Source organism: Kitasatospora sp. NPDC053308 (assembly GCF_055585785.1).
Genome location: NZ_JBVJJY010000009.1, coordinates 1 through 18339, shown reverse-complemented (window position 1 = coordinate 18339; position 18339 = coordinate 1). Strand labels below are relative to the sequence as shown.

Annotated in this window: 14 protein-coding genes; 4 read left to right on the top strand and 10 right to left on the bottom strand. The window is 73.0% G+C overall.

Annotated features, from left to right (window positions below):
- Window positions 1–80 precede the first annotated feature (80 nt).
- Both ACZ6Y7_RS20965 and ACZ6Y7_RS20960 read left to right on the top strand, forming a co-directional pair.
- Window positions 81–890: a hypothetical protein gene (locus ACZ6Y7_RS20965; RefSeq protein WP_465759411.1), complete on the top strand. Its 810-nt coding sequence runs from the start codon at window positions 81–83 to the stop codon at window positions 888–890.
- 71 nt (window positions 891–961) lie between these two features.
- Window positions 962–1504: a HEAT repeat domain-containing protein gene (locus ACZ6Y7_RS20960; RefSeq protein ID WP_465759410.1), complete on the top strand. Its 543-nt coding sequence runs from the start codon at window positions 962–964 to the stop codon at window positions 1502–1504.
- Between the two features lie 114 nt (window positions 1505–1618).
- On the opposite strand, the gene ACZ6Y7_RS20955 is transcribed toward ACZ6Y7_RS20960, so the two are convergent.
- The 6 genes from ACZ6Y7_RS20955 to ACZ6Y7_RS20930 all read right to left on the bottom strand — a co-directional run bounded on the left by ACZ6Y7_RS20955 (window position 1619) and on the right by ACZ6Y7_RS20930 (window position 10313).
- Window positions 1619–2821: an MFS transporter gene (locus ACZ6Y7_RS20955; RefSeq protein ID WP_465759409.1), complete on the bottom strand. Its 1203-nt coding sequence runs from the start codon at window positions 2819–2821 to the stop codon at window positions 1619–1621.
- 40 nt (window positions 2822–2861) lie between these two features.
- On the bottom strand, window positions 2862–3590 hold the full coding sequence (locus ACZ6Y7_RS20950; RefSeq protein ID WP_465759408.1) for an HAD family hydrolase: 729 nt from the start codon (window positions 3588–3590) through the stop codon (window positions 2862–2864).
- A 121-nt stretch (window positions 3591–3711) separates the two neighbouring features.
- Window positions 3712–5439 carry a carbamoyltransferase family protein gene (locus ACZ6Y7_RS20945; RefSeq protein WP_465759407.1) on the bottom strand — a complete coding sequence of 576 codons (1728 nt, stop codon included), beginning with the start codon at window positions 5437–5439 and terminating at the stop codon, window positions 3712–3714.
- A 555-nt stretch (window positions 5440–5994) separates the two neighbouring features.
- Entirely contained in the window at window positions 5995–6573 is a 579-nt protein-coding gene (locus ACZ6Y7_RS20940; protein ID WP_465759406.1) for a dienelactone hydrolase family protein, read from the bottom strand.
- A gap of 105 nt (window positions 6574–6678) precedes the next feature.
- Window positions 6679–7527, bottom strand: a complete 849-nt coding sequence (locus ACZ6Y7_RS20935) for an ABC transporter permease (RefSeq protein ID WP_465759669.1) — start codon at window positions 7525–7527, stop codon at window positions 6679–6681.
- A 5-nt stretch (window positions 7528–7532) separates the two neighbouring features.
- The gene (locus tag ACZ6Y7_RS20930) at window positions 7533–10313 is read right to left on the bottom strand and encodes an alpha/beta fold hydrolase (protein ID WP_465759405.1); all 2781 of its coding nucleotides are present in this window, start codon (window positions 10311–10313) and stop codon (window positions 7533–7535) included.
- A gap of 106 nt (window positions 10314–10419) precedes the next feature.
- Between ACZ6Y7_RS20930 and ACZ6Y7_RS20925 the strand changes: the two genes are divergently transcribed.
- Window positions 10420–11436 carry a mechanosensitive ion channel family protein gene (locus ACZ6Y7_RS20925; protein WP_465759404.1) on the top strand — a complete coding sequence of 339 codons (1017 nt, stop codon included), beginning with the start codon at window positions 10420–10422 and terminating at the stop codon, window positions 11434–11436.
- A gap of 71 nt (window positions 11437–11507) precedes the next feature.
- Here ACZ6Y7_RS20925 and ACZ6Y7_RS20920 read toward each other — a convergent pair whose 3' ends face one another.
- From ACZ6Y7_RS20920 to ACZ6Y7_RS20905, 4 genes are all read right to left on the bottom strand, one after another.
- A complete protein-coding gene (locus ACZ6Y7_RS20920; RefSeq protein WP_465759668.1) occupies window positions 11508–11981 on the bottom strand; it encodes a GNAT family N-acetyltransferase in 474 nt (157 codons plus the stop codon).
- A 37-nt stretch (window positions 11982–12018) separates the two neighbouring features.
- Window positions 12019–12957, bottom strand: coding sequence for an RluA family pseudouridine synthase (locus tag ACZ6Y7_RS20915; protein WP_465759403.1), 939 nt, complete (start codon window positions 12955–12957; stop codon window positions 12019–12021).
- Window positions 12958–13031: 74 nt separating this feature from the next.
- Window positions 13032–13724 carry a signal peptidase II gene (gene lspA / locus ACZ6Y7_RS20910; protein WP_465759667.1) on the bottom strand — a complete coding sequence of 231 codons (693 nt, stop codon included), beginning with the start codon at window positions 13722–13724 and terminating at the stop codon, window positions 13032–13034.
- A 146-nt stretch (window positions 13725–13870) separates the two neighbouring features.
- Complete coding sequence (locus tag ACZ6Y7_RS20905) at window positions 13871–14329, bottom strand: TraR/DksA family transcriptional regulator (RefSeq protein WP_465759402.1); 459 nt, start codon at window positions 14327–14329, stop codon at window positions 13871–13873.
- A gap of 642 nt (window positions 14330–14971) precedes the next feature.
- On the opposite strand from ACZ6Y7_RS20905, the gene ileS reads away from it, so the two are divergent.
- Entirely contained in the window at window positions 14972–18100 is a 3129-nt protein-coding gene (gene ileS, locus ACZ6Y7_RS20900; protein ID WP_465759401.1) for an isoleucine--tRNA ligase, read from the top strand.
- The last annotated feature ends 239 nt before the right edge of the window (window positions 18101–18339 follow it).

The following is an 18339-nucleotide window of genomic DNA, read 5'->3' as shown; positions in this document are numbered from 1 at the left end:
GTTCCCCGGTCGCCCCCGCCAACTTCCGCCCGCGTCAAAGCCCTTGAGGTGGACGAACCACTCCTGCTTCACTGATCACCGTGACCGACACCACCGCCACCCCCGACGCCCTCGGAGCGCTCCTCAGCCGCCACCCGGTCGCCACCCGCACCCGGTGGGTCAACGCCGCCTGGGCGCTCACGATCGGCGTACTCACCTCCTGGCTGGGCCTGTGGGCCCTCTTCGGGGGCGGCGACGACGGCTCCCCGGGCGGCGGGCAGGGGCTCGGCGTGGCCCTCGGCCTCGGCGCGTGCGGGCTCGGCATCGGCCTCACCCAGGCCGTGCGGGCGCTGCGCGGCGGCGCCGGCGAGTACTTCGAGGTCCGCGAGTACGGCCTGGTCCACGGCAACGCCCGCGGCCACCAGGGGATGTGGGCCTGGGATCAGGTGTCCGCCATCACCGTTCCGACCCGCCGGGAGTCGGTCGGGGCCTTCGCCCACCGCTTCGGCAACGACTACCGCTGCATCCTCACCCTGACCGGCGGCAAGCGGGTCCGGATGGACGGCCTGGCCGCCAACGCGCCCGCCCTCGGCAACGCCGTGATCGACCACTGCCCGAACGCCAAGCTGCTCACCGGCGAGGAATGGACCCGCAAGGCCGGCGGCTGGCTCCTACTCGGCGCGGCCCTGTGCGTCGGCGGCATCGTCGCCATGGTCCACTACATCTCCGCCCACCCGGACGGCGAGAAGGTCACCGTCGACGCCGACGGCCACACCGGCCATGAGTTCGTCCAGGGCCTGGACGACAGCACGATCATGCTCCTCGCCCTCGGCATCGGCGCCTGCGGGATCGCCGCCGTCACCTGCCTCGCGCTCTTCATCGTCGGCCGCACCCGCCGCCGCCCGCGCTGACCCCCTCCAGGACCTCCCCCGCAGGCCGAAATCCCGTTGCCCCACCACCCCGTGCGGCGGACACTCGCCCCATGCTCGGATTCGCACGGACCGACAACGAAGCCCTCGTCTCCTGTCTGGGCGACCCTCAGCGCACCGTGGCGGCCTACCACGAACTGCTGCGCCGCGCGGCGGACTCGCTCGACGCCATCCGCACCGGCCTCACCCACCCCGACCCGGTGGTCCGGGAGGGCTGCTGCCGCCTCCTCGACCACCTGGTCGACACCGACTCGATGGACCGGCTGATCGCCATGGCCGACGACCCCGACGCCCGCGTCCGGATCGCCGCCTTCCACGCCCTGGCCTGCGACCGCTGCAAGGACGACGCTTGCGCGCCGGGCGCGGACCGGGTGCTCGACCCCGGCCTGCGGCACCTGGCCGACGATCCGGACCCGCAGGTCCGCATGCGGGCCGCCGAGCTCGTCGGCAAGTTCGTCCACACCGACCCCCGCGCCCTCGCCGCCCTGCAGGCCAGCCACACCGGGGACGGCAGCCCGGCCGTCCGCAAGAAGGCCGGCTGGTACACCCCGGGAGGCCCGATCCACCGCCGCACCGCCCCGCGCACCCCCGCCTGACAGGCGCCGAACGCCGGTCGGCGGCCCGCCGACCGGCAACCCGTCAGCGGTTGGGCCGTCGACGCAGACTCGTCACCGCAGACTCGTCACCGCAGACTCGTCACCGCCGGCCGGTCAACGCCGAGCCGCCCGCAGCCACAGCGCGAGCCCGAGGCAGAGCAGGCACGCCCCGGCCAGCACCAGCGGAATCACCGCCGCCCCGCCCGACCCGCTGAGCGCCCCGACCACCGCCGGCACCACCGCGTTGCCCAGCATGCAGCACAGCGTCAGCACGGAGGTCGCCCGCTGCGGCACCGCCGCCACGCCGGAGACCCAGGCGATCAGCGTGGGCAGCACCGGTGCCAGCGCCAGCCCGGCCAGCGGGTAGGCGACCACGGCCAGGTGCGGTACGGCGGCCAGCGCCAACGCGCCCAGCCCGGCGGCCAGGTAGCCGGGCAGGGTGGTGCGGCCCGGCAGCCGCTTGGTCAGCTGCGGGACGACCAGGCGTCCGAGCGCCATCCCGGCCCAGAAGCCCGAGGCCGCCGTGGTGGCGGCCTGTGTGCTCCAGCCGTCGCGCACCAGCTGGGTCGACTGCCAGGTGCCGATCGCGGTCTCCATGCCCGCGTACACCAGGCCGACCAGCAGGAACGGCAGCAACTCCAGGCCGAGCCGGGCCCGTTGACCGCCCTCCCGGCCGCCGCCCTCGCCCCGCCCGTCCTCCGGCTGCCCGCTCCGGGACCGAGCTCCCGACACTCCCGACGCCCCCGATACCCCCGCCGGAGCCGCGAGCACCGCCCCCGCCCGCCCGACCAGGAAGCACGGCAGCGTGCACACGGCGGCCGCCAGCGCGAGCAACCGGACGTCCGTGTGCCCGACGGCCCCGGCGGCGAGCGGGCCCAGCATCGCGCCGATCCCGAAGACCGCGTTCAGCCGGTTGACCATCACCACGCTGTTCCCGGCGAACCCGCGCGCGAACGCCGTGTTGAGGGTGAGCGCCAGCCCTCCGTAGCCGACGCCGGTCACCGCCGCGCAGCCGAGGTAGGCGGCCCAGCCGGGGCTGGCCGCCATCCCGGCCGCGCCCGCCGCGAAGACCCCGAGCAGGACGGGCGGCGCCGCCCGGACGTTCAGCCGCCGCCCGAGCAGCCCGATCCCGACGGTCGCCGCGAGCGCGCCGAGGTTGTACGCCGAGACCACCCGGCCGACCTCGTGCTCGGCGCCGAAACGTTCCCGCAGGAAGGGCAGCGAGGCACCGAGCGAAGCGGTGAGCACGCCGAGGACGAGGAAGACGCCGAACGCCGAGACCGCCGCCGCCCGGCCCATCACGGGCGAGTCCGGCACCCCGGACGCCACCGGCGCGGCCGGCTCCGCCGTCCCCGCCTCAGCCACCGTGCCGCCCGAGCGCCAGCGCCACGACGGCCAGCCCGTCCGGGTCGGTCAGGGTGAGGACCCCGGCCTCCTCCGCCACCGTCAGCGCGGTGAAGTCGGGCACCGCGACCACCGCGCCGGCCTCCACCAGGGCCGGTCCACCGATCCCGAGACACACCGCCCCGGCCGCGACGGCCGAGCGCACCCCGCTGACCGAGTCCTCGAAGACCAGCGTGCGCTGCGGCCGGAGCCCGAGGCCCCGGCAGGCCGCCAGGTACGGGTCGGGGTGCGGCTTGCCCCGCTCGACGTCGTCCCGGGTGACCCGCACCCGGAAGACGTCGAGCAGGCCGAGCCCGCCCAGCGCGTTGTCGATCTTCCGGGTCCAGCTGCTGGTGGCCAGGCCGATCGGCAGGCCCGCGTGCCGCAGCCGATCGGCGAGCCCGTCCGCACCGGGGATCGCCCGGTACGGTGCCCGCTCCTCGACGGTGTCCACCTCGGCCCAGATGGCCTTCCGGTCGACGTCCGAGTGGTCCGGGAAGATCAGCCGCACCGTCTGGTCGCCGGTCCGCCCGTGGACGTACTCCTCGATCTCCGGGTCGGTCAGCACCCGGCCGTGGCGCCGAGCCACCGACCGCCACGCCTCCTCGATCACGGGCCTGGAGTCGATCAGGACCCCGTCCATGTCGAAGACGACGGCCTCGACCTCGTACCGCGTCCCGGCTTGCGGCTGCAGCGGCTGCATCGGTCTCCTCACTCGGCGCTCGCGCCATACGGTCTGACGATAGTTCAACGTGCCACGGGCGGACGGTCAACCGGTCTGGACCACACCGCCGGCCCGTGCCCCGACCGGTTGATCCGGCAGGTCAAACCGCCTGCCGCGCCATGTAGTTGTCCGCACCGTCCTTCCAGACCAGGTACACGTCGTCGATCAGCAGCAGGTCGATCACCTCGTCGGCGAGCGGGTCGAGCGCGTCCCGGTGCGATCCGACGATCGGCTCCTCGTGCTTGTTGAACGAGGTGTTCACCAGCGCCGCCTGTCCGCTCCGGTCGTACCAGGCCATCAGCAGGCCGTGCAGGAACGGGTCGTCCTGGGCCCGGACGATCTGCGGGCGCGCGGTGTTGTCGACGTGCACCACCGCCGGGCAGGCCTTGGCGAACGACTCGTGGCAGTCGTAGGTGATCGTCATGAACAGCGCCGACGGCTGCTCGGGCTCCCAGCCCACGTAGCAGTCGGCCGCCAGGTCCTCGGCGGTGATGGGCGCGAAGGGCATGAACTCGGTACGGTTCAGGCGCTTGTTGAGCCAGTCGTTCATGGTCGGGTCGGCGGTGCCGTAGATGACGCTGCGCCGGCCGAGCGCGCGCGGGCCGAACTCCATCCGGCCCCGGTAGGTGCCGATGACCTGGTCCGCCTCCAGCGCGTCCAGCAGCACCTCCCGCATGCCCTCGCCGATGCGGCGGTAGCGCAGCCCGGGGTAGTCCCGCAGGATCTCCTCCAGCCGGCCCTCGGAGATGGCCGCGTCCGGCCCGAGCGCCATCGAGGGCACCCGCGGGCGTTCGCCGGTCTCCCGGTGGGCCACGATCACGGCGCTCTGCAGCGGCAGCCCGCCGTCGCCCATCGGCGGCAGCACGTAGACGTTCCGCACGCCCGGGGTCTCGAAGATCCGCTGGTTGAGCTTGACGTTGGCGAACACGCCGCCCGACAGGCAGACGTTGCCGCTCGGCACCCGGCCGATGTGCCGCGCCACCACGGCGGTCAGCAGGTTCTCCACGTGCCGCTGGGCCGCCGCCGCGACGTCGGCCGGCTCGTGGGCGCCGATCTCCGCCAGCAGCGCCTCCGAGTAGCCCTCGTAGGACGGCTGGTACCAGTCGCCACAGCGGGCGCGGATCGCGCCGTTCTCCTCGACGTCGATCATCCGCCGCATCAGCGGGAGGAGCTTCTCCGGGTCGCCGTTGGCGGCCAGTCCGGTGATCTTGCCCTCGTGGCGGTTCGGGCGGAAGCCGAGCAGCTTGGTGATCCGGCCGTAGAAGTAGCCCAGGCTGTCGATCGAGGTCTCCCGCTGGAGCACCTCCTCGCCGCCGGGGAAGTAGTGCGTGACGGTCAGGGACTGGAAGTCCCCGCGGCCGTCGCAGGTGACCACGAGGGCGTCGTCGAACGGGGAGCAGAGGAAGGCGCCCAGGCCGTGCGACTCGTGGTGGTCGACGAGAACCACCTTGCCGCGGAGTCCGTTCTCCTCGATGAAGGCATCGAACTCACCGCGCTTCTCGCGGTCGTTCCGAATTTCGTCGGATATCCGCTTGCGGAGGTGCGGAAGCGCCTCGGGGCGCAGCCGGGCCTCCTCCGAAATCCGGTCCACGTACAGCAGCAGGTGCTTTTCCGCGCTGAATCCCGCCTGCCACCCGTAGGCCACCCGGTCGACATCGGAAAGGGTGACCCCGGCCTCCCTCAGGACGTAGTCGATCGACTGCTCCGGCCAGGTCTTGTGGTCCTTGACCCGGGAGAAGCGCTCCTCGCTGACAGCCGCGACGACGGTTCCGTCCTGCACCAGGCAGGCGCCGGCCAGATCGTTGTTGGTGATTCCGAGAACAAGCATGTGCCGCTCCGATGATGGTCACGGGAAATGGCCCGACGGCATTTCCACGGATTCGCGAGCTGGTCAGGTATGAAGTGCACCGCGACTCTATGAAGAGGTTTCCCTGCAGATCAACGACACCGTGGGGATTCCGGTCAACCTGACCGGCCGCCGGACCGTGACGCGCGGACGGCCTTCCGGTGAACAACAGTTCGTGGTTCGATCATTCGCGCTGGCCGACTGGCGAGAGCGTGTCAAGAGGTCTGGACCACTACCCTCGCGATGACTGTGGGTAGCTGTCCGGAAACAGTCCTTCCGGCCTGCGGCCCGCCGGTGACCGGCACTTCCGCCGCCCCTCGACCGTCCCTCCGACGGATCGTCACACCCGTCCCGCGAGCCCCACCGGCCACTGGAGAAGCTGCCGCCCCAACGCCGAAGGCCAGGTCGGGGCACCCGCCCGACCTGGCCTTCTCCTCGCCCCGCTCGCCCGACGGGCCCTCAGCGCCCGTCGGCCGACCACTTCCGTCAGCCGTCCAGCTCCGTCAGCCGACCAGTCCCGTCAGCCGTCCAGTCCCGTCAGCCGTCCAGCTCCGCCAGGAAGTCCAGCGACGCCGCCCAGGCGCGCTCCGCCGCCTCCTCGTCGTAATCGGGCAGCTCCGGGTCGGTGAACAGGTGCCCGGCGCCCCGGTAGCGGTGCACCTCCACCTCCGCCCCGGCCCGCCGCATCCGCAGGTACCAGGCGTTCAGCCAGTCCTCCGGCTCGAACGGGTCCGGCTCGGCGATGTGCAGCTGTACGGGGATCTCGGTGGCGGCGTCCTCCCGCAGGTCCGAGGTGCCGTGCAGGAGCAGCAGCCCGCGCGCCTTCTCGTCGGCCAGCGCCAGGTTCTGCGCGATCGCGCCGCCGAGCGAGAAGCCCGCGTACACCAGCCCGCCCTCGGACAGCGGCGCGGCGGCCGTCACGGCGCGGCGCAGCATCTCCTCGCTGCCCCCGGCCTCCTCCTGGTACGCCCGGCCGTCCTCGACCGAGTCGAAGGTCCGGCCCTCGAACAGGTCCGGCGCGTGCACGGTGTGCCCGGCGGCCCGCAGCCGCTCGGCGGCGTCGTGCACGGCGGGCCGCAGGCCGTAGGCGGAGTGGAAGAGGACGATCTGGGCCACGGTTCGGGTCCTTCACCAGGGGAGTCAGCTACCCACCCATGATCCCCCATGCCCCGCCCGACCCACACGACACCGGCCCCGACGCCGGCCGCGGCACCAGCCGCCCTACGACACCACGTCCTTGCGCGCGAACCCGCGGAAGGCCAGCGCCAGCAGCACCGCCGCGTACGAGAGCGACAGCGAGACGCCCTGCACCATGCCGCCCCACTCCAGCTGCGGCTGCAGCGCGTCCGCCCAGGCGTACTGCCAGTGCCCCGGCAGCCACTCCCTCAGGTCGCCGAGCGCGGTGACGGCGTCCAGCACCCCGGTGATGATCGAGGCGAACACCGCGCCGCCCACCGCGCCCAGCGGCGCGTCCGTCGCCGTGGACAGCCAGAAGGCCAGCGCCGCGATCACGATCTCGCTCAGGAAGACGAAGGCCACCGCGATCGCGATCCGGGGCAGCGCCTCGCCCGCCGGCAGACTGGCCCCGGCGGGCAGTTTGAGGTCCCCCCAGCCGTAGGCCGCCGTTCCGACGACCAGTCCGATCGCGGGCAGCAGCACCACCGCGACCGCCGAGAACGCCAGCCCGACCACGAACTTGCGGGCGAGCAGCCGCGCCCGGGGCACGGGCGCGGCCAGCAGGTAGCGCAGCGAGGACCAGCTGGCCTCCGAGGCGACGGTGTCCCCGCAGAACAGCGCGACCGGGATCACCAGCATGAAGCCGGTGCCCACGAACAGCATGGTGACCGCGAAGTTGGCGCCCGAGGCGGTGGCCAGCTCGATGAAGGTGGTCCGGTCCGGCCGGTCCGGGGTGCCGCCGATCTGGAACGCGGCCAGGATGACGAACGGCATCGCGGCCAGCACCGCGCCGATCACCAGGGTGCGGCGCCGGCGCAGCTGCCGCATCGCCTCCACCCGCAGCGGCAGCGTCCGGCTCGCCCGGTACCCCTCCGCATGGTCGGCCGACACCATGGCACTCACTGCGCACCACCTCCGATCAACGACAGGAACGCGTCCTCCAGCCGGCGCTGCGGCCCGGCGCTCTCCACCGGGACCCCCAGCCGCACCAGCTCGGCCAGCAGCTCGCTCGCCGCCAGCCCGTCCAGCCGCACCAGCAGTCCGCCCTCGACGGCCTCCGCCGAACCGACCCCGGCCAGCGCGGCCACCTTCTCGGCCGCCGACTCCGGGTCGTACGGACCGGCGACGCCGATCATCAGCAGCTCCGACGATCCGACGATCTCTCCGACCGCCCCGGCCGTCACCAGCCGCCCGCGGTCCATCACGACCAGGTCCGTACAGCTCTGCTCGACCTCGGACAGCAGGTGGCTCGACACGATCACGGTCCGCCCGCCCGCCGCGTACCGGATCATCACCTCGCGCATCTCGCGGATCTGCGGCGGGTCCAGCCCGTTGGTCGGCTCGTCCAGGATCAGCAGGTCCGGCATCCCGAGCATCGCCTGCGCGATCGCCAGCCGCTGCCGCATGCCCTGCGAGTACGTCCGCACCGCGCGGTCCAGCGCCTCGCCGAGCCCGGCGATGGCCAGCGCCTCCTCGAAGCACGCGTCGGCCTCCGGCCGCCCGGTCGCCTGCCAGTACAGCCGCAGGTTGGCCCGCCCGGTGAGGTGCGGCAGGAAGCCCGCGCCCTCCACGAACGCCCCGACCCGCGACAGCACGGGCGCCCCGGGCCGCACCAGGTGCCCGAAGATCCGGATCTCCCCGGCGTCCGGCCGGATCAGCCCCATCAGCATCCGCAGCGTCGTGGTCTTGCCCGCCCCGTTCGGCCCGAGCAGTCCGAGCACCTGCCCCTGCTCCACCCGGAAGCCCAGCTCCCGGACGGCGTAGCGGTCCTGGGAGCCCTTGTAGCGCTTGCTCAGTCCGCTGATCCGCAGCGGCACCGCGGCCAGCTCCGGATCGAAGTCCGGACCGGGGCCCGTCGCCCGCCGGCGCCGCAGCCGCGGCAGCAGCACCAGCCCGGCGGCCACCACCACGGCGACCACCGGCAGCACCCAGGTCCGCGCGGGCAGCGGCGCCGCCTCGGTGGCCAGCTCCTCGACGGTCGGCGCGGTGATCGCCCCGGCCGGCGCGACGCGGTAGCTCGCCGGCTCGACGGGCGACGCGTACGCGAGGTCGGTGGTCGCCAGCACCAGCCGCACCCGGTGCCCGGCCGGGAAGGTGTGGTCCACCGCCGGCAGCGCCACCGTGACGGTCCGCCCGGCGTCCGCGCCGGTCACCCGCAGCGGCGCCGCGAGCTGCTGCGGCAGCACCGCCTTGCCGTCCGGCCCGACGTCGTACAGCTTCGCGAACAGCACCGCGTCCGGCCGGTCCGCCGTCACCCGCACGGGCACGGTGGGCTGGCCGGTCAGGTGCAGCGGTGTGTCCAGCGCCTCCGAGTCGAAGGCCGCGCTCTGCCCGGGGAAGTCCAGCGACAGCCCGGCGCCCAGCGAGGCCGCCTGGCTGAGCGCGCCGATGCCCGGCAGGGTCGAGATCCCGGGCGGCGCACCGCCGGGCGGATTGGCGACGGTCTTCTCCCCGCCGGCCAGCGCGACGCTCCGCGAACCCGTCCCGCCCAGCCCGGGGTACCGGTCGGCGTCGGCGCCGCGCAGCACCGCCTGGAAGCCGGTCGAGTCCACCCCGCCGGTCCTGGTCACCCGGAAGGCCGGGCCGGTGTCGTTCCCACGCCCCCGCAGGTAGTGGTCGAACCAGGCGGTGACCCGGTCGTCGACCCGGGCGCTGGTGTCCGTCCCGCCGTCGTGGCCGCCCGCGAACCAGTCCACCGCCACCGGCGCGCCGTTCGCGGCGACCGCCTGCGCGATCCGGTCACCCTGGTCGAGCGGGAACAGCGAGTCCTGCTGCCCCTGCACCACCAGCGTGGGCGCCTTCAGCTGCGCCGCCACCGAGGACGGGCTGGAGCGGTCCAGCAGCGCGACGGCCTCCGGATCGGCGTGCCCGGCGGTCGCGACCCGGTCGTACATCCGGCAGAGCGGCTCCAGGAACCGCCCGCACCCGGCGTCCCCGTCCGCCACCGGCTTGGCCTCGCCGCCCTCGCGCGGCGCGCCGCCGGACGGCCCGAGGTCCCCGGCGGAGCCGGTGGTGAAGAAGATCCCGGCCCACAGCTTCTTGAACACGCCGTCCGCGGCGCCCGAGCCCTGCACCCCCTGCGGGAACAGCGCGTCCGCCAGGTTCCACCAGGTGATCTGGGTCGCCACCGCGTCGATCCGGTGGTCGTACGCGGAGGCCAGCAGCGAGATCGCCCCGCCGTACGAGGCACCGGTGATGCCGACCCTCGGGTCGCCCGCGCCGTCGAGCTGCACCTCGGGCCGCTGGGCCAACCAGTCCACCAGGTGCCGGACGTCCTCCACCTCGCGGTCCGGCGCGTTGAGCCCGATCTTGCCGCCCGAGCGCCCGAACCCGCGTGCCGACCAGGTCAGCACCGCGTAGCCCTGCCGGGCGAGCTGCCGGGCGCGATCACGCTCGCCCTCCTTGGAGCCGCCGAACCCGTGCGCGAGCAGCACCGCCGGCCGCGGACCGCTGCCGGCGGTGAAGAAGGAGGTGTCCAGCTGGACCTGCTGCGTGCTTCCGGGCGTCTCCGGCATGCTGAGGAAACGGTCCTCCTCGCGGACCGCCTGCTCACCGCCGGACGCCATCGCCGCCGTACCGACCCCGGCCACCGCCACCAGCGCCACCGCACCGGCCAGCAGCCTGCGCCCGACCGTCGTACCCCGGCCGCGCCGACGACGCCATGCCCCACCGAACTCCATGGGCGCTGATCGTATCCGCCGTCCGGGTAGGCGCCCGATAAGGCCGCCCGGAAGCAGACCACCCCTTTGCCCGGTTCGCCCCACTGCGCCCGGGTATCGTACGGCCATGCTCCGGCCGCTGATCTCGCTGCTCGCCACCGTCGCCGCCACCCTGGCGATCGGCTGGATCGTCGACCAGACCCTCCAGCGGCTCGCCGCCCGGGAGCCCGACGCCCCGCTCTGGGCGCAGCTCCGCCGCTGCCGGGTCCCGCTCCAACTCGTGGTCGCCTCAGCCCTGTTGCTCGCCACCGAGCCGCTCCGGCAGGCCCTCCACCTGCACCGGGACGAGGGCCCGCACCACCTCGTCCTGCTCATCCTGCTCGCCTCGCTCGGCTGGCTCTCCGTCCGCGTGGTCGCCGCGCTCCTGGACGCCCTGCTCAGCCGTTACGAGCGGCGCGTCGACGACCCGGCCCGGGTGCAGCGGGTGCACACCCAGATCAGCATGCTGCGCCGGGTGGCCGCCGCGGCCATCGTCGTGGTCACCGTCGCCGTGATGCTGCTGACCTTCTCCGCGATGCGCACCGTCGGCGCCGGCCTGCTCGCCTCCGCGGGCATCATCGGCATCGTGGCCGGCATCGCCGCCCAGAGCACCCTCGGCAACTTCTTCGCGGGCCTGCAGATCGCCTTCGGCGACACCGTCCGGATCGGCGACACCGTGGTGGTGGACGGCCAGCAGGGCACGGTCGAGGAGATCACGCTCTCCTACCTGGTGGTCCGACTCTGGGACCACCGCCGGCTGATCGTCCCGGTCTCGTACTTCGTCAACAAGCCCTTCGAGAACTGGACCCGCCGCGACCCGGGCCTGCTCGCCGCCGTCCTGCTCCACCTCGACCACAGCACCCCGGTCGACGACCTGCGCGCCGCCCTGCGCGCCCGTCTCGACCGCCACCCCCTGTGGGACGGCGCCGAGTGGGCCCTCCAGGTCACCGACACCACCCCCAGCACCATCGTCGTCCGCGCCACCATGACCGCCCGCTGCCCCGACGACGCCGCCCGGCTCCGCGTCGACATCCGCGAACAACTCATCGCCTACCTGCGCGACGAGCACCCCCGGGCCCTCCCCCGCCTGCGCACCACCGACTGACCCCTCCACGCACGAATCCCCGCGCCCCACCAGGGGCGCGGGGACCCGCGCGAAGGGTCGGAAGCCGCCGCCTACAACACCCGCGTCATCGTCCGGTGCGGAATCCCGGCGTCCTCGTACACCGGGCCCTGCGCCACGTACCCCAGCCGCTCGTAGAACCCGAGCGCCTGCACCTGCGCGTGCAGCTCCATCTCCGAGCCGCCGCGCTCCACGCCCGCGACCTCGATCGCCCGCACGAGTTCCGCTCCCAGCCCGGTCCCCCGGGCCTGCGGCAGCACCGCGAGCCGCCCGAGCAGCACCCGCCCCTCGACGCCTCCGGTCAGCTCCCGCGCCTGGTCGCCGAAGATCAGCCGCCCGGTCCCGAGCGCGCTGCCGTCCGCCGCCACGGCCAGCAGGTGCACCGAGGTCGCGTCGTACTCGTCGTACTCCAGCTCCTCCGGCACGTTCTGCTCGACGACGAACACCGCGCGCCGGACCTCCCGCACCAGCGCCAGGTCCGATTCCCCCTCGGCGATCCGGACCACGGCCCCCGACCCGCCCCTCAGCCCCGCACCGACGCCGGCCCGGGCCTCGGCCGCCACCTCAGCTCTCCGCCGCGATGATGTCCAGCGCCTTCTTCAGGTCGTCCGGGTACTCGCTGGAGAACTCGACCCACTGTCCGTCCGACGGGTGCTCGAAACCGAGCGACACCGCGTGCAGCCACTGCCGGCCGAGCCCGAGCCGCTTGGCCAGCGTCGGGTCGGCACCGTACGTCAGGTCGCCGACGCAGGGGTGCCGCAGCGCGGACATGTGGACGCGGATCTGGTGGGTGCGCCCGGTCTCCAGCTTGATCGCCAGCAGCGACGCGGCCCGGTACGCCTCGATCAGGTCGTAGTGCGTGACGGACGGCTTGCCGTCCCGGGTCACCGCCCACTTCCAGTCCGAGCTGGGGTGCCGCCCGATCGGCGCGTCGACCGTCCCGCTCATCGGGTCCGGGTGGCCCTGGACCAGCGTGTGGTACCGCTTCTCGGTGATCCGGTCGTGGAACTGCCGCTTGAGGTCGGTGTACGCGCGCTCGGACTTGGCGACGACCATCAGGCCCGAGGTGCCGACGTCCAGCCGGTGCACGATGCCCTGCCGCTCGGCCGCACCCGAGGTGGAGATCCGGTAGCCGGCCGCGGCGAGCCCGCCGATCACGGTGGGGCCGGTCCAGCCCGGGCTGGGGTGCGCGGCGACGCCGACCGGCTTGTCGACCAGCACGATGTCCTCGTCGTCGTGGACGATCCGCATGCCCTCGACGTGTTCGGCGACGATCTGCACGGGGGCGGCCGGGGCGGGGATCTCGACCTCCAGCCAGGAACCGGCGGTCACCCGGTCCGACTTGCCGGCCACGGCGCCGTCGAGCGTCACCTTGCCCTCGGCGGCCAGTTCGGCGGCCTTCGTCCGGGAGAAGCCGAACATCCGGGCCAGGGCGGCGTCGAGGCGCTCGCCCTCCAGGCCGTCGGGAACGGGGAGGCTTCGGATCTGCGCTGCGGTACTCACCCGTACGAGTATGCCGGAAACCCGCCCCGCCCCCGCGCGCCGCACTCCCCGGGGGCCTGGCCGCCCCTCGGCCGCTACTCCGCCTTGTCGCCCTGCTGGTGGACGGTCCCGTCCGGGTTGCTGCCCCGGAAGGAGAGCAGCACGACGAGGATCCCGCCGCAGACGATCGCCGAGTCGGCGAGGTTGAACACCGCGAAGTGCTGGACGGAGATGAAGTCCACCACGTGCCCGCGGAAGACGCCCGGCCAGCGGAACAGCCGGTCGGTGAGGTTGCCCAGCGCGCCGCCGAGCAGCAGCCCGAGCGCGATCGCCCAGGGCAGGCTGTACAGCCGGCGGGCGATCCGCCAGATCACCACGATGACGGCCGCGGCGATCATGGTGAAGACGACGGTCAGCGCCTGGCCCATCCCGAAGGCCGCACCCGAGTTCCGGATCACCTGGAGGGTGACGACGTCCCCGATCACCTTGATCGCGGCGTGGTTCTCCAGCTTGGCGACGACCAGCAGCTTGCTGCCGAGGTCGATCAGGAAGGCGAGCACCGCGACGACCAGCAGCACCCCGATCCGCCGCGGCCCCTTGGGCTTCTCCGCCGCCGTCGGTTCGTCCACGGACGCCGCCTCGGACGGATCGGCCACGGGCACCTCCACGGCATCGGCGGGGGACGGGACGGCGTCGTCCCGGGTCTGGGGGGAACCTTGCGTACTGATGATCCGCTCCGCTGCCGATGGAGCTCCCCCGGCCGTAGGTGGGGGAGGGTGGTGGGCCAGTGCCGACCCGCCCGCGTCCACACGTGCGGACGCGTCAGGCGACGTTACGGGTCGAGCGTACGGCAAGCCCGACCCTGCGCGCCGTCCCGGCCACCCGGTCCGACGCCCGCTTCGTCAAGGGCTCCGCCGCCCCTCCCGCGACCGGGTCAGCGCCGCTCCTGCTTCGCCTTGCACTGCACGCAGAGCGTCGCCCGCGGGAAGGCCTGCATCCGGGCCTTGCCGATGGCCTGCCCGCAGGACTCGCAGGTGCCGAAGCCGACGCCCTCCAGCCGGTCCAGGGCGCGCTCGGTCTGGGCGAGGCTGTCGCGCGCGTTGTTGGCCAGCGCCAGCTCGCTCTCCCGGGAGATGTTCTTCGTACCGGCGTCGACCTGGTCGTCGCCGGCTCCGTCGTTGGAGTCGCGCATCAGGCCGGAGATGGCCGCCTCGGCGGCGTCGATCTCGTCCTGCAGCCGCTTGAGCTCGCTGATCAGCTCGGTGTGCAGCTCGTGGACCTCCTCGGTGGTCCACGGGTCCTCGCCGGGCCGGACCGGCAGCGTGGCCGGGTCCACCGACTCCGCCCCGCGCGGCGCGGTGACGGTGCTGGTCTTCGGTGCGGTAGTGGTCACGGTCCCCTCCCCTGGATCGACCGCCACGGCCTTGCGTGCCCGCTTGGTGGCGGTACCCGCGCCGGTTCCCTTCTCAGCCATGGCTACGACCCCATCTACGAACGAATCGAGCCGCCGGTTCCCGGCGGCTTCCAGTGCCGGAACGATAATCCCGATCAAAACCGGTCACAACATGACATACCGATGCCTCACAACGTTCCCACCCAGGCAGCCGCCCCAGCCGCCACGCCCCGCGCGCTGAGAGGGTTGTGCCCACCTCACCCCCGCCTAACCCCCACCCGACAGCCCTCCTGACCAGCCCCGCGACGGCGTCCGAGTGCCGCCCGCCGGAAACGGTTTGGACAAACCGACTTGCCCGGCCGATACACTGGCCCTGCAAGGCGCAGATGGGACGAGTACCGACGTACGCAGCCACCAGCGACCCGGGGACGGTGCGAGCCCGGGGGTGTGCGCGGCGGGAAGATCACCCCGGAGCCGCCGGAAGAACGGCCGCCGCGGCGGCTCACTAGACCCGGCAGCAAGCCCAAACAAGAGGGCCGCAACGCACCACCGCGGCCAAGGAGGGTGGTACCGCGGGACGGCTGGCCGTCTCGTCCCTCCGGAGGATCCAGTCCCAGCATCCGCCGGAGGTAGACGCCCGCGATGAGCTCCTATAACCCCGTCCCCGCACAGGTCGATCTCCCTGCCCTCGAGCACCAGATCCTCTCCTTCTGGCAGGACAACAAGATCTTCCAGCGCAGCCTGGAACAGTCCGAGGGCCGCCCCGAGTGGGTGTTCTACGAGGGACCGCCGACCGCCAACGGCATGCCGGGCGCCCACCACATCGAGGCCCGCGTCTTCAAGGACGTCTTCCCCCGCTACCGGACCATGAAGGGCTACCACGTCGCCCGCAAGGCCGGCTGGGACTGCCACGGCCTCCCGGTCGAGCTCGCCGTCGAGAAGGAGCTGGGCTTCTCCGGCAAGCAGGACATCGAGGCGTACGGCATCGCCGAGTTCAACGCCAAGTGCCGCGAATCGGTGACCCGTCACACCGACGCCTTCGCCGAGCTGACCACCCGCATGGGGTACTGGGTCGACCTGGACGAGGCCTACCGGACGATGGACCCGTCGTACGTCCAGTCCGTCTGGTGGTCGCTCCAGCAGATCTTCGACAAGGGCCTCCTGGTCCAGGACCACCGGGTCGCCCCCTGGTGCCCGCGCTGCGGCACCGGCCTGTCCGACCACGAGCTGGCCCAGGGCTACGAGACCGTGGTCGACCCCTCGGTCTTCGTCCGCTTCCCGCTGACCAGCGGCCCGCTGGCCGGCGAGGCCGCCCTGCTGGTCTGGACGACCACCCCCTGGACCCTGGTCTCCAACACCGCGGCCGCGGTCCACCCCGAGGTCACCTACGCCGTGGCCACCGACGGCACCGAGAAGCTGGTCGTCGCCGAGCCCCTGCTCGCCAAGGCCCTCGGCGAGGGCTGGGAGGCCACCGGACAGCGCTTCACCGGCGCCGAGATGGAGCGCTGGGCCTACCGCCGCCCCTTCGACCTGGTCGAGATCGAGAACGCGCACTACGTCCTCAACGCCGACTACGTCACCACCGAGGACGGCACCGGCATCGTCCACCAGTCCCCCGCCTTCGGCGCGGACGACCTCGCGACCTGCCGCAAGTACGGCCTGCCGGTGGTCAACCCGGTGCTCGCCGACGGCACCTTCGCCCCCGAAGTCCCGCTGGTCGGCGGCCAGTTCTTCAAGAAGGCCGACGAGGCCCTGGTCGCGGACCTCAAGGAGCGCGGCCTGCTCTTCCGCCACCTGCCGTACGAGCACAGCTACCCGCACTGCTGGCGCTGCCACACCGCGCTGCTCTACTACGCGCAGCCGTCCTGGTACATCCGGACCACCGCCGTCAAGGACGCGCTGATCCGCGAGAACGAGGCCACCAACTGGTTCCCGGAGACGGTCAAGCACGGCCGCTTCGGCGACTGGCTGAACAACAACATCGACTGGGCGCTCAGCCGCAACCGCTACTGGGGCACCCCGCTGCCGATCTGGCGCTGCGAGGAGGGCCACCTCACCTGCGTCGGCTCGCTGGCCGAGCTGACCGAGCTCACCGGCACCGACCAGAGCGCCCTCGACCCGCACCGCCCGTACATCGACGCGGTGACCTTCGCCTGCCGCGAGTGCGGCGGCACCTCGACCCGCGTGCCCGAGGTCATCGACGCCTGGTACGACTCGGGCTCGATGCCCTTCGCCCAGTACGGCTACCCGTACCAGAACAAGGAGCTGTTCGAGAAGCGCTACCCGGCGCAGTTCATCTCCGAGGCGATCGACCAGACCCGCGGCTGGTTCTACACGCTGATGGCGGTCGGCACCCTGGTGTTCGACAAGAACAGCTACGAGAACGTGGTCTGTCTGGGCCACATCCTGGCCGAGGACGGCCGCAAGATGTCCAAGCACCTGGGCAACATCCTGCAGCCGATCCCGCTGATGGACCAGCACGGCGCCGACGCCGTCCGCTGGTTCATGGCGGCCGGCGGCTCGCCCTGGTCCGCCCGCCGGGTCGGCCACGGCACCATCCAGGAGGTGGTCCGCAAGACCCTCCTCACCTACTGGAACACCGTCGCCTTCCAGGCCCTGTACGCCCGCACCTCCGGCTGGGCCCCCTCCGCGGGCGACCCGGCCCCGGCCGACCGCCCGCAGCTGGACCGCTGGGTGCTCTCCGAGCTGAACACCCTGGTCCGCGAGGTCGACGCGGCCTTCGAGGCGTATGACACCCAGCGCGCCGGCAAGCTGCTCTCCGGCTTCGTCGACGACCTCTCCAACTGGTACGTCCGCCGCGGCCGCCGCCGCTTCTGGCAGGGCGACGCCGCCGCGCTCGCCACCCTGCACGAGGCGCTGGAGACGGTCACCCGCCTGATGGCCCCGCTCACCCCCTTCATCACCGAGCAGGTCTGGCAGGACCTCGTCGTCCCGACCGACCCCCAGGCCCCGTCCTCCGTCCACCTCGCCTCCTGGCCCGAGGCCGACGAGACGCTGATCGACGCCGACCTCTCCCGCCACATGGCCCTGGTCCGCCGCCTGGTCGAACTCGGCCGGGCCACCCGCGCCGAGTCCGGCGTGAAGACCCGCCAGCCGCTCTCCCGCGCACTGGTCGCCGCCCAGGGCTGGGAGGAGCTGCCCGCCGACCTGCGCGCGCAGATCGCCGAGGAACTCAACGTCGCCACCCTCGAATCCCTCGCCGAGGTCGGCGGTTCGCTCGTCGACACCACCGCCAAGGCCAACTTCCGCGCCCTCGGCAAGCGCTTCGGCAAGGGCGTCCAGGACGTCGCCAAGGCCGTCGCCGCCGCCGACGCCGCCCAGCTCGCCGCCGACCTCCGCACCACCGGCGAAGCCGGCGTCGACCTGAACGGCGAACCGATCACCCTCTCCCCCGACGAGGTGATCATCACCGAGACCCCGCGCGAGGGCTGGGCCGTCGCCAACGAGTCCGGCGCCACCGTCGCCCTCGACCTGGCCATCACCCCGGAACTCAAGCGTCTCGGCATCGCCCGCGACGCCATCCGCCAGATCCAGGAGGCCCGCAAGAACTCCGGCCTGGACGTCGCCGACCGCATCGTCCTCCGCTGGCGCGCCACCTCCGAGGAAACCGCCGAGGCCATCGCCGAACACGGCCCCCTCGTCGCCGAAGAGGTCCTCGCCACCGACTTCGCCGCCGGCACCCCCGACTGGGACTCCGCCCCCTTCACCGACGACTCCCTCGGCCTCACCTTCCACCTCCGCAAGGCCTGACCCCCACCCCGAAGCCGCCGGCCGCCCACCGCGCCGGCGGCTTCGCCACACCCCCAACACCCCCACCCACCCACCCCAACACCCACCCCACCCCGCACACCCCATCCACCTCCCTCCACCCATCCCACCTCCCTCCCCCCACCTCCCCCTCACCCGACCCCGCGAGAGGGACGCGCTGCGGAAGGGGCGGCGCAGGGGGTGGCCCGGAGAGGGGCGTTGCGGGTGATTTTCAGACTGCC

Excerpts from the sequence above, each read along its gene's own strand:
- ACZ6Y7_RS20945 (WP_465759407.1), bottom strand. The coding sequence starts at position 5,439 with ATGCTTGTTCTCGGAATCACCAACAACGATCTGGCCGGCGCCTGCCTG.
- ileS (WP_465759401.1), top strand. The coding sequence starts at position 14,972 with ATGAGCTCCTATAACCCCGTCCCCGCACAGGTCGATCTCCCTGCCCTC.
- ACZ6Y7_RS20930 (WP_465759405.1), bottom strand. The coding sequence starts at position 10,313 with ATGGAGTTCGGTGGGGCATGGCGTCGTCGGCGCGGCCGGGGTACGACG.
- ACZ6Y7_RS20935 (WP_465759669.1), bottom strand. The coding sequence starts at position 7,527 with ATGGTGTCGGCCGACCATGCGGAGGGGTACCGGGCGAGCCGGACGCTG.
- ACZ6Y7_RS20925 (WP_465759404.1), top strand. The coding sequence starts at position 10,420 with ATGCTCCGGCCGCTGATCTCGCTGCTCGCCACCGTCGCCGCCACCCTG.
- ACZ6Y7_RS20950 (WP_465759408.1), bottom strand. The coding sequence starts at position 3,590 with ATGCAGCCGCTGCAGCCGCAAGCCGGGACGCGGTACGAGGTCGAGGCC.
- ACZ6Y7_RS20960 (WP_465759410.1), top strand. The coding sequence starts at position 962 with ATGCTCGGATTCGCACGGACCGACAACGAAGCCCTCGTCTCCTGTCTG.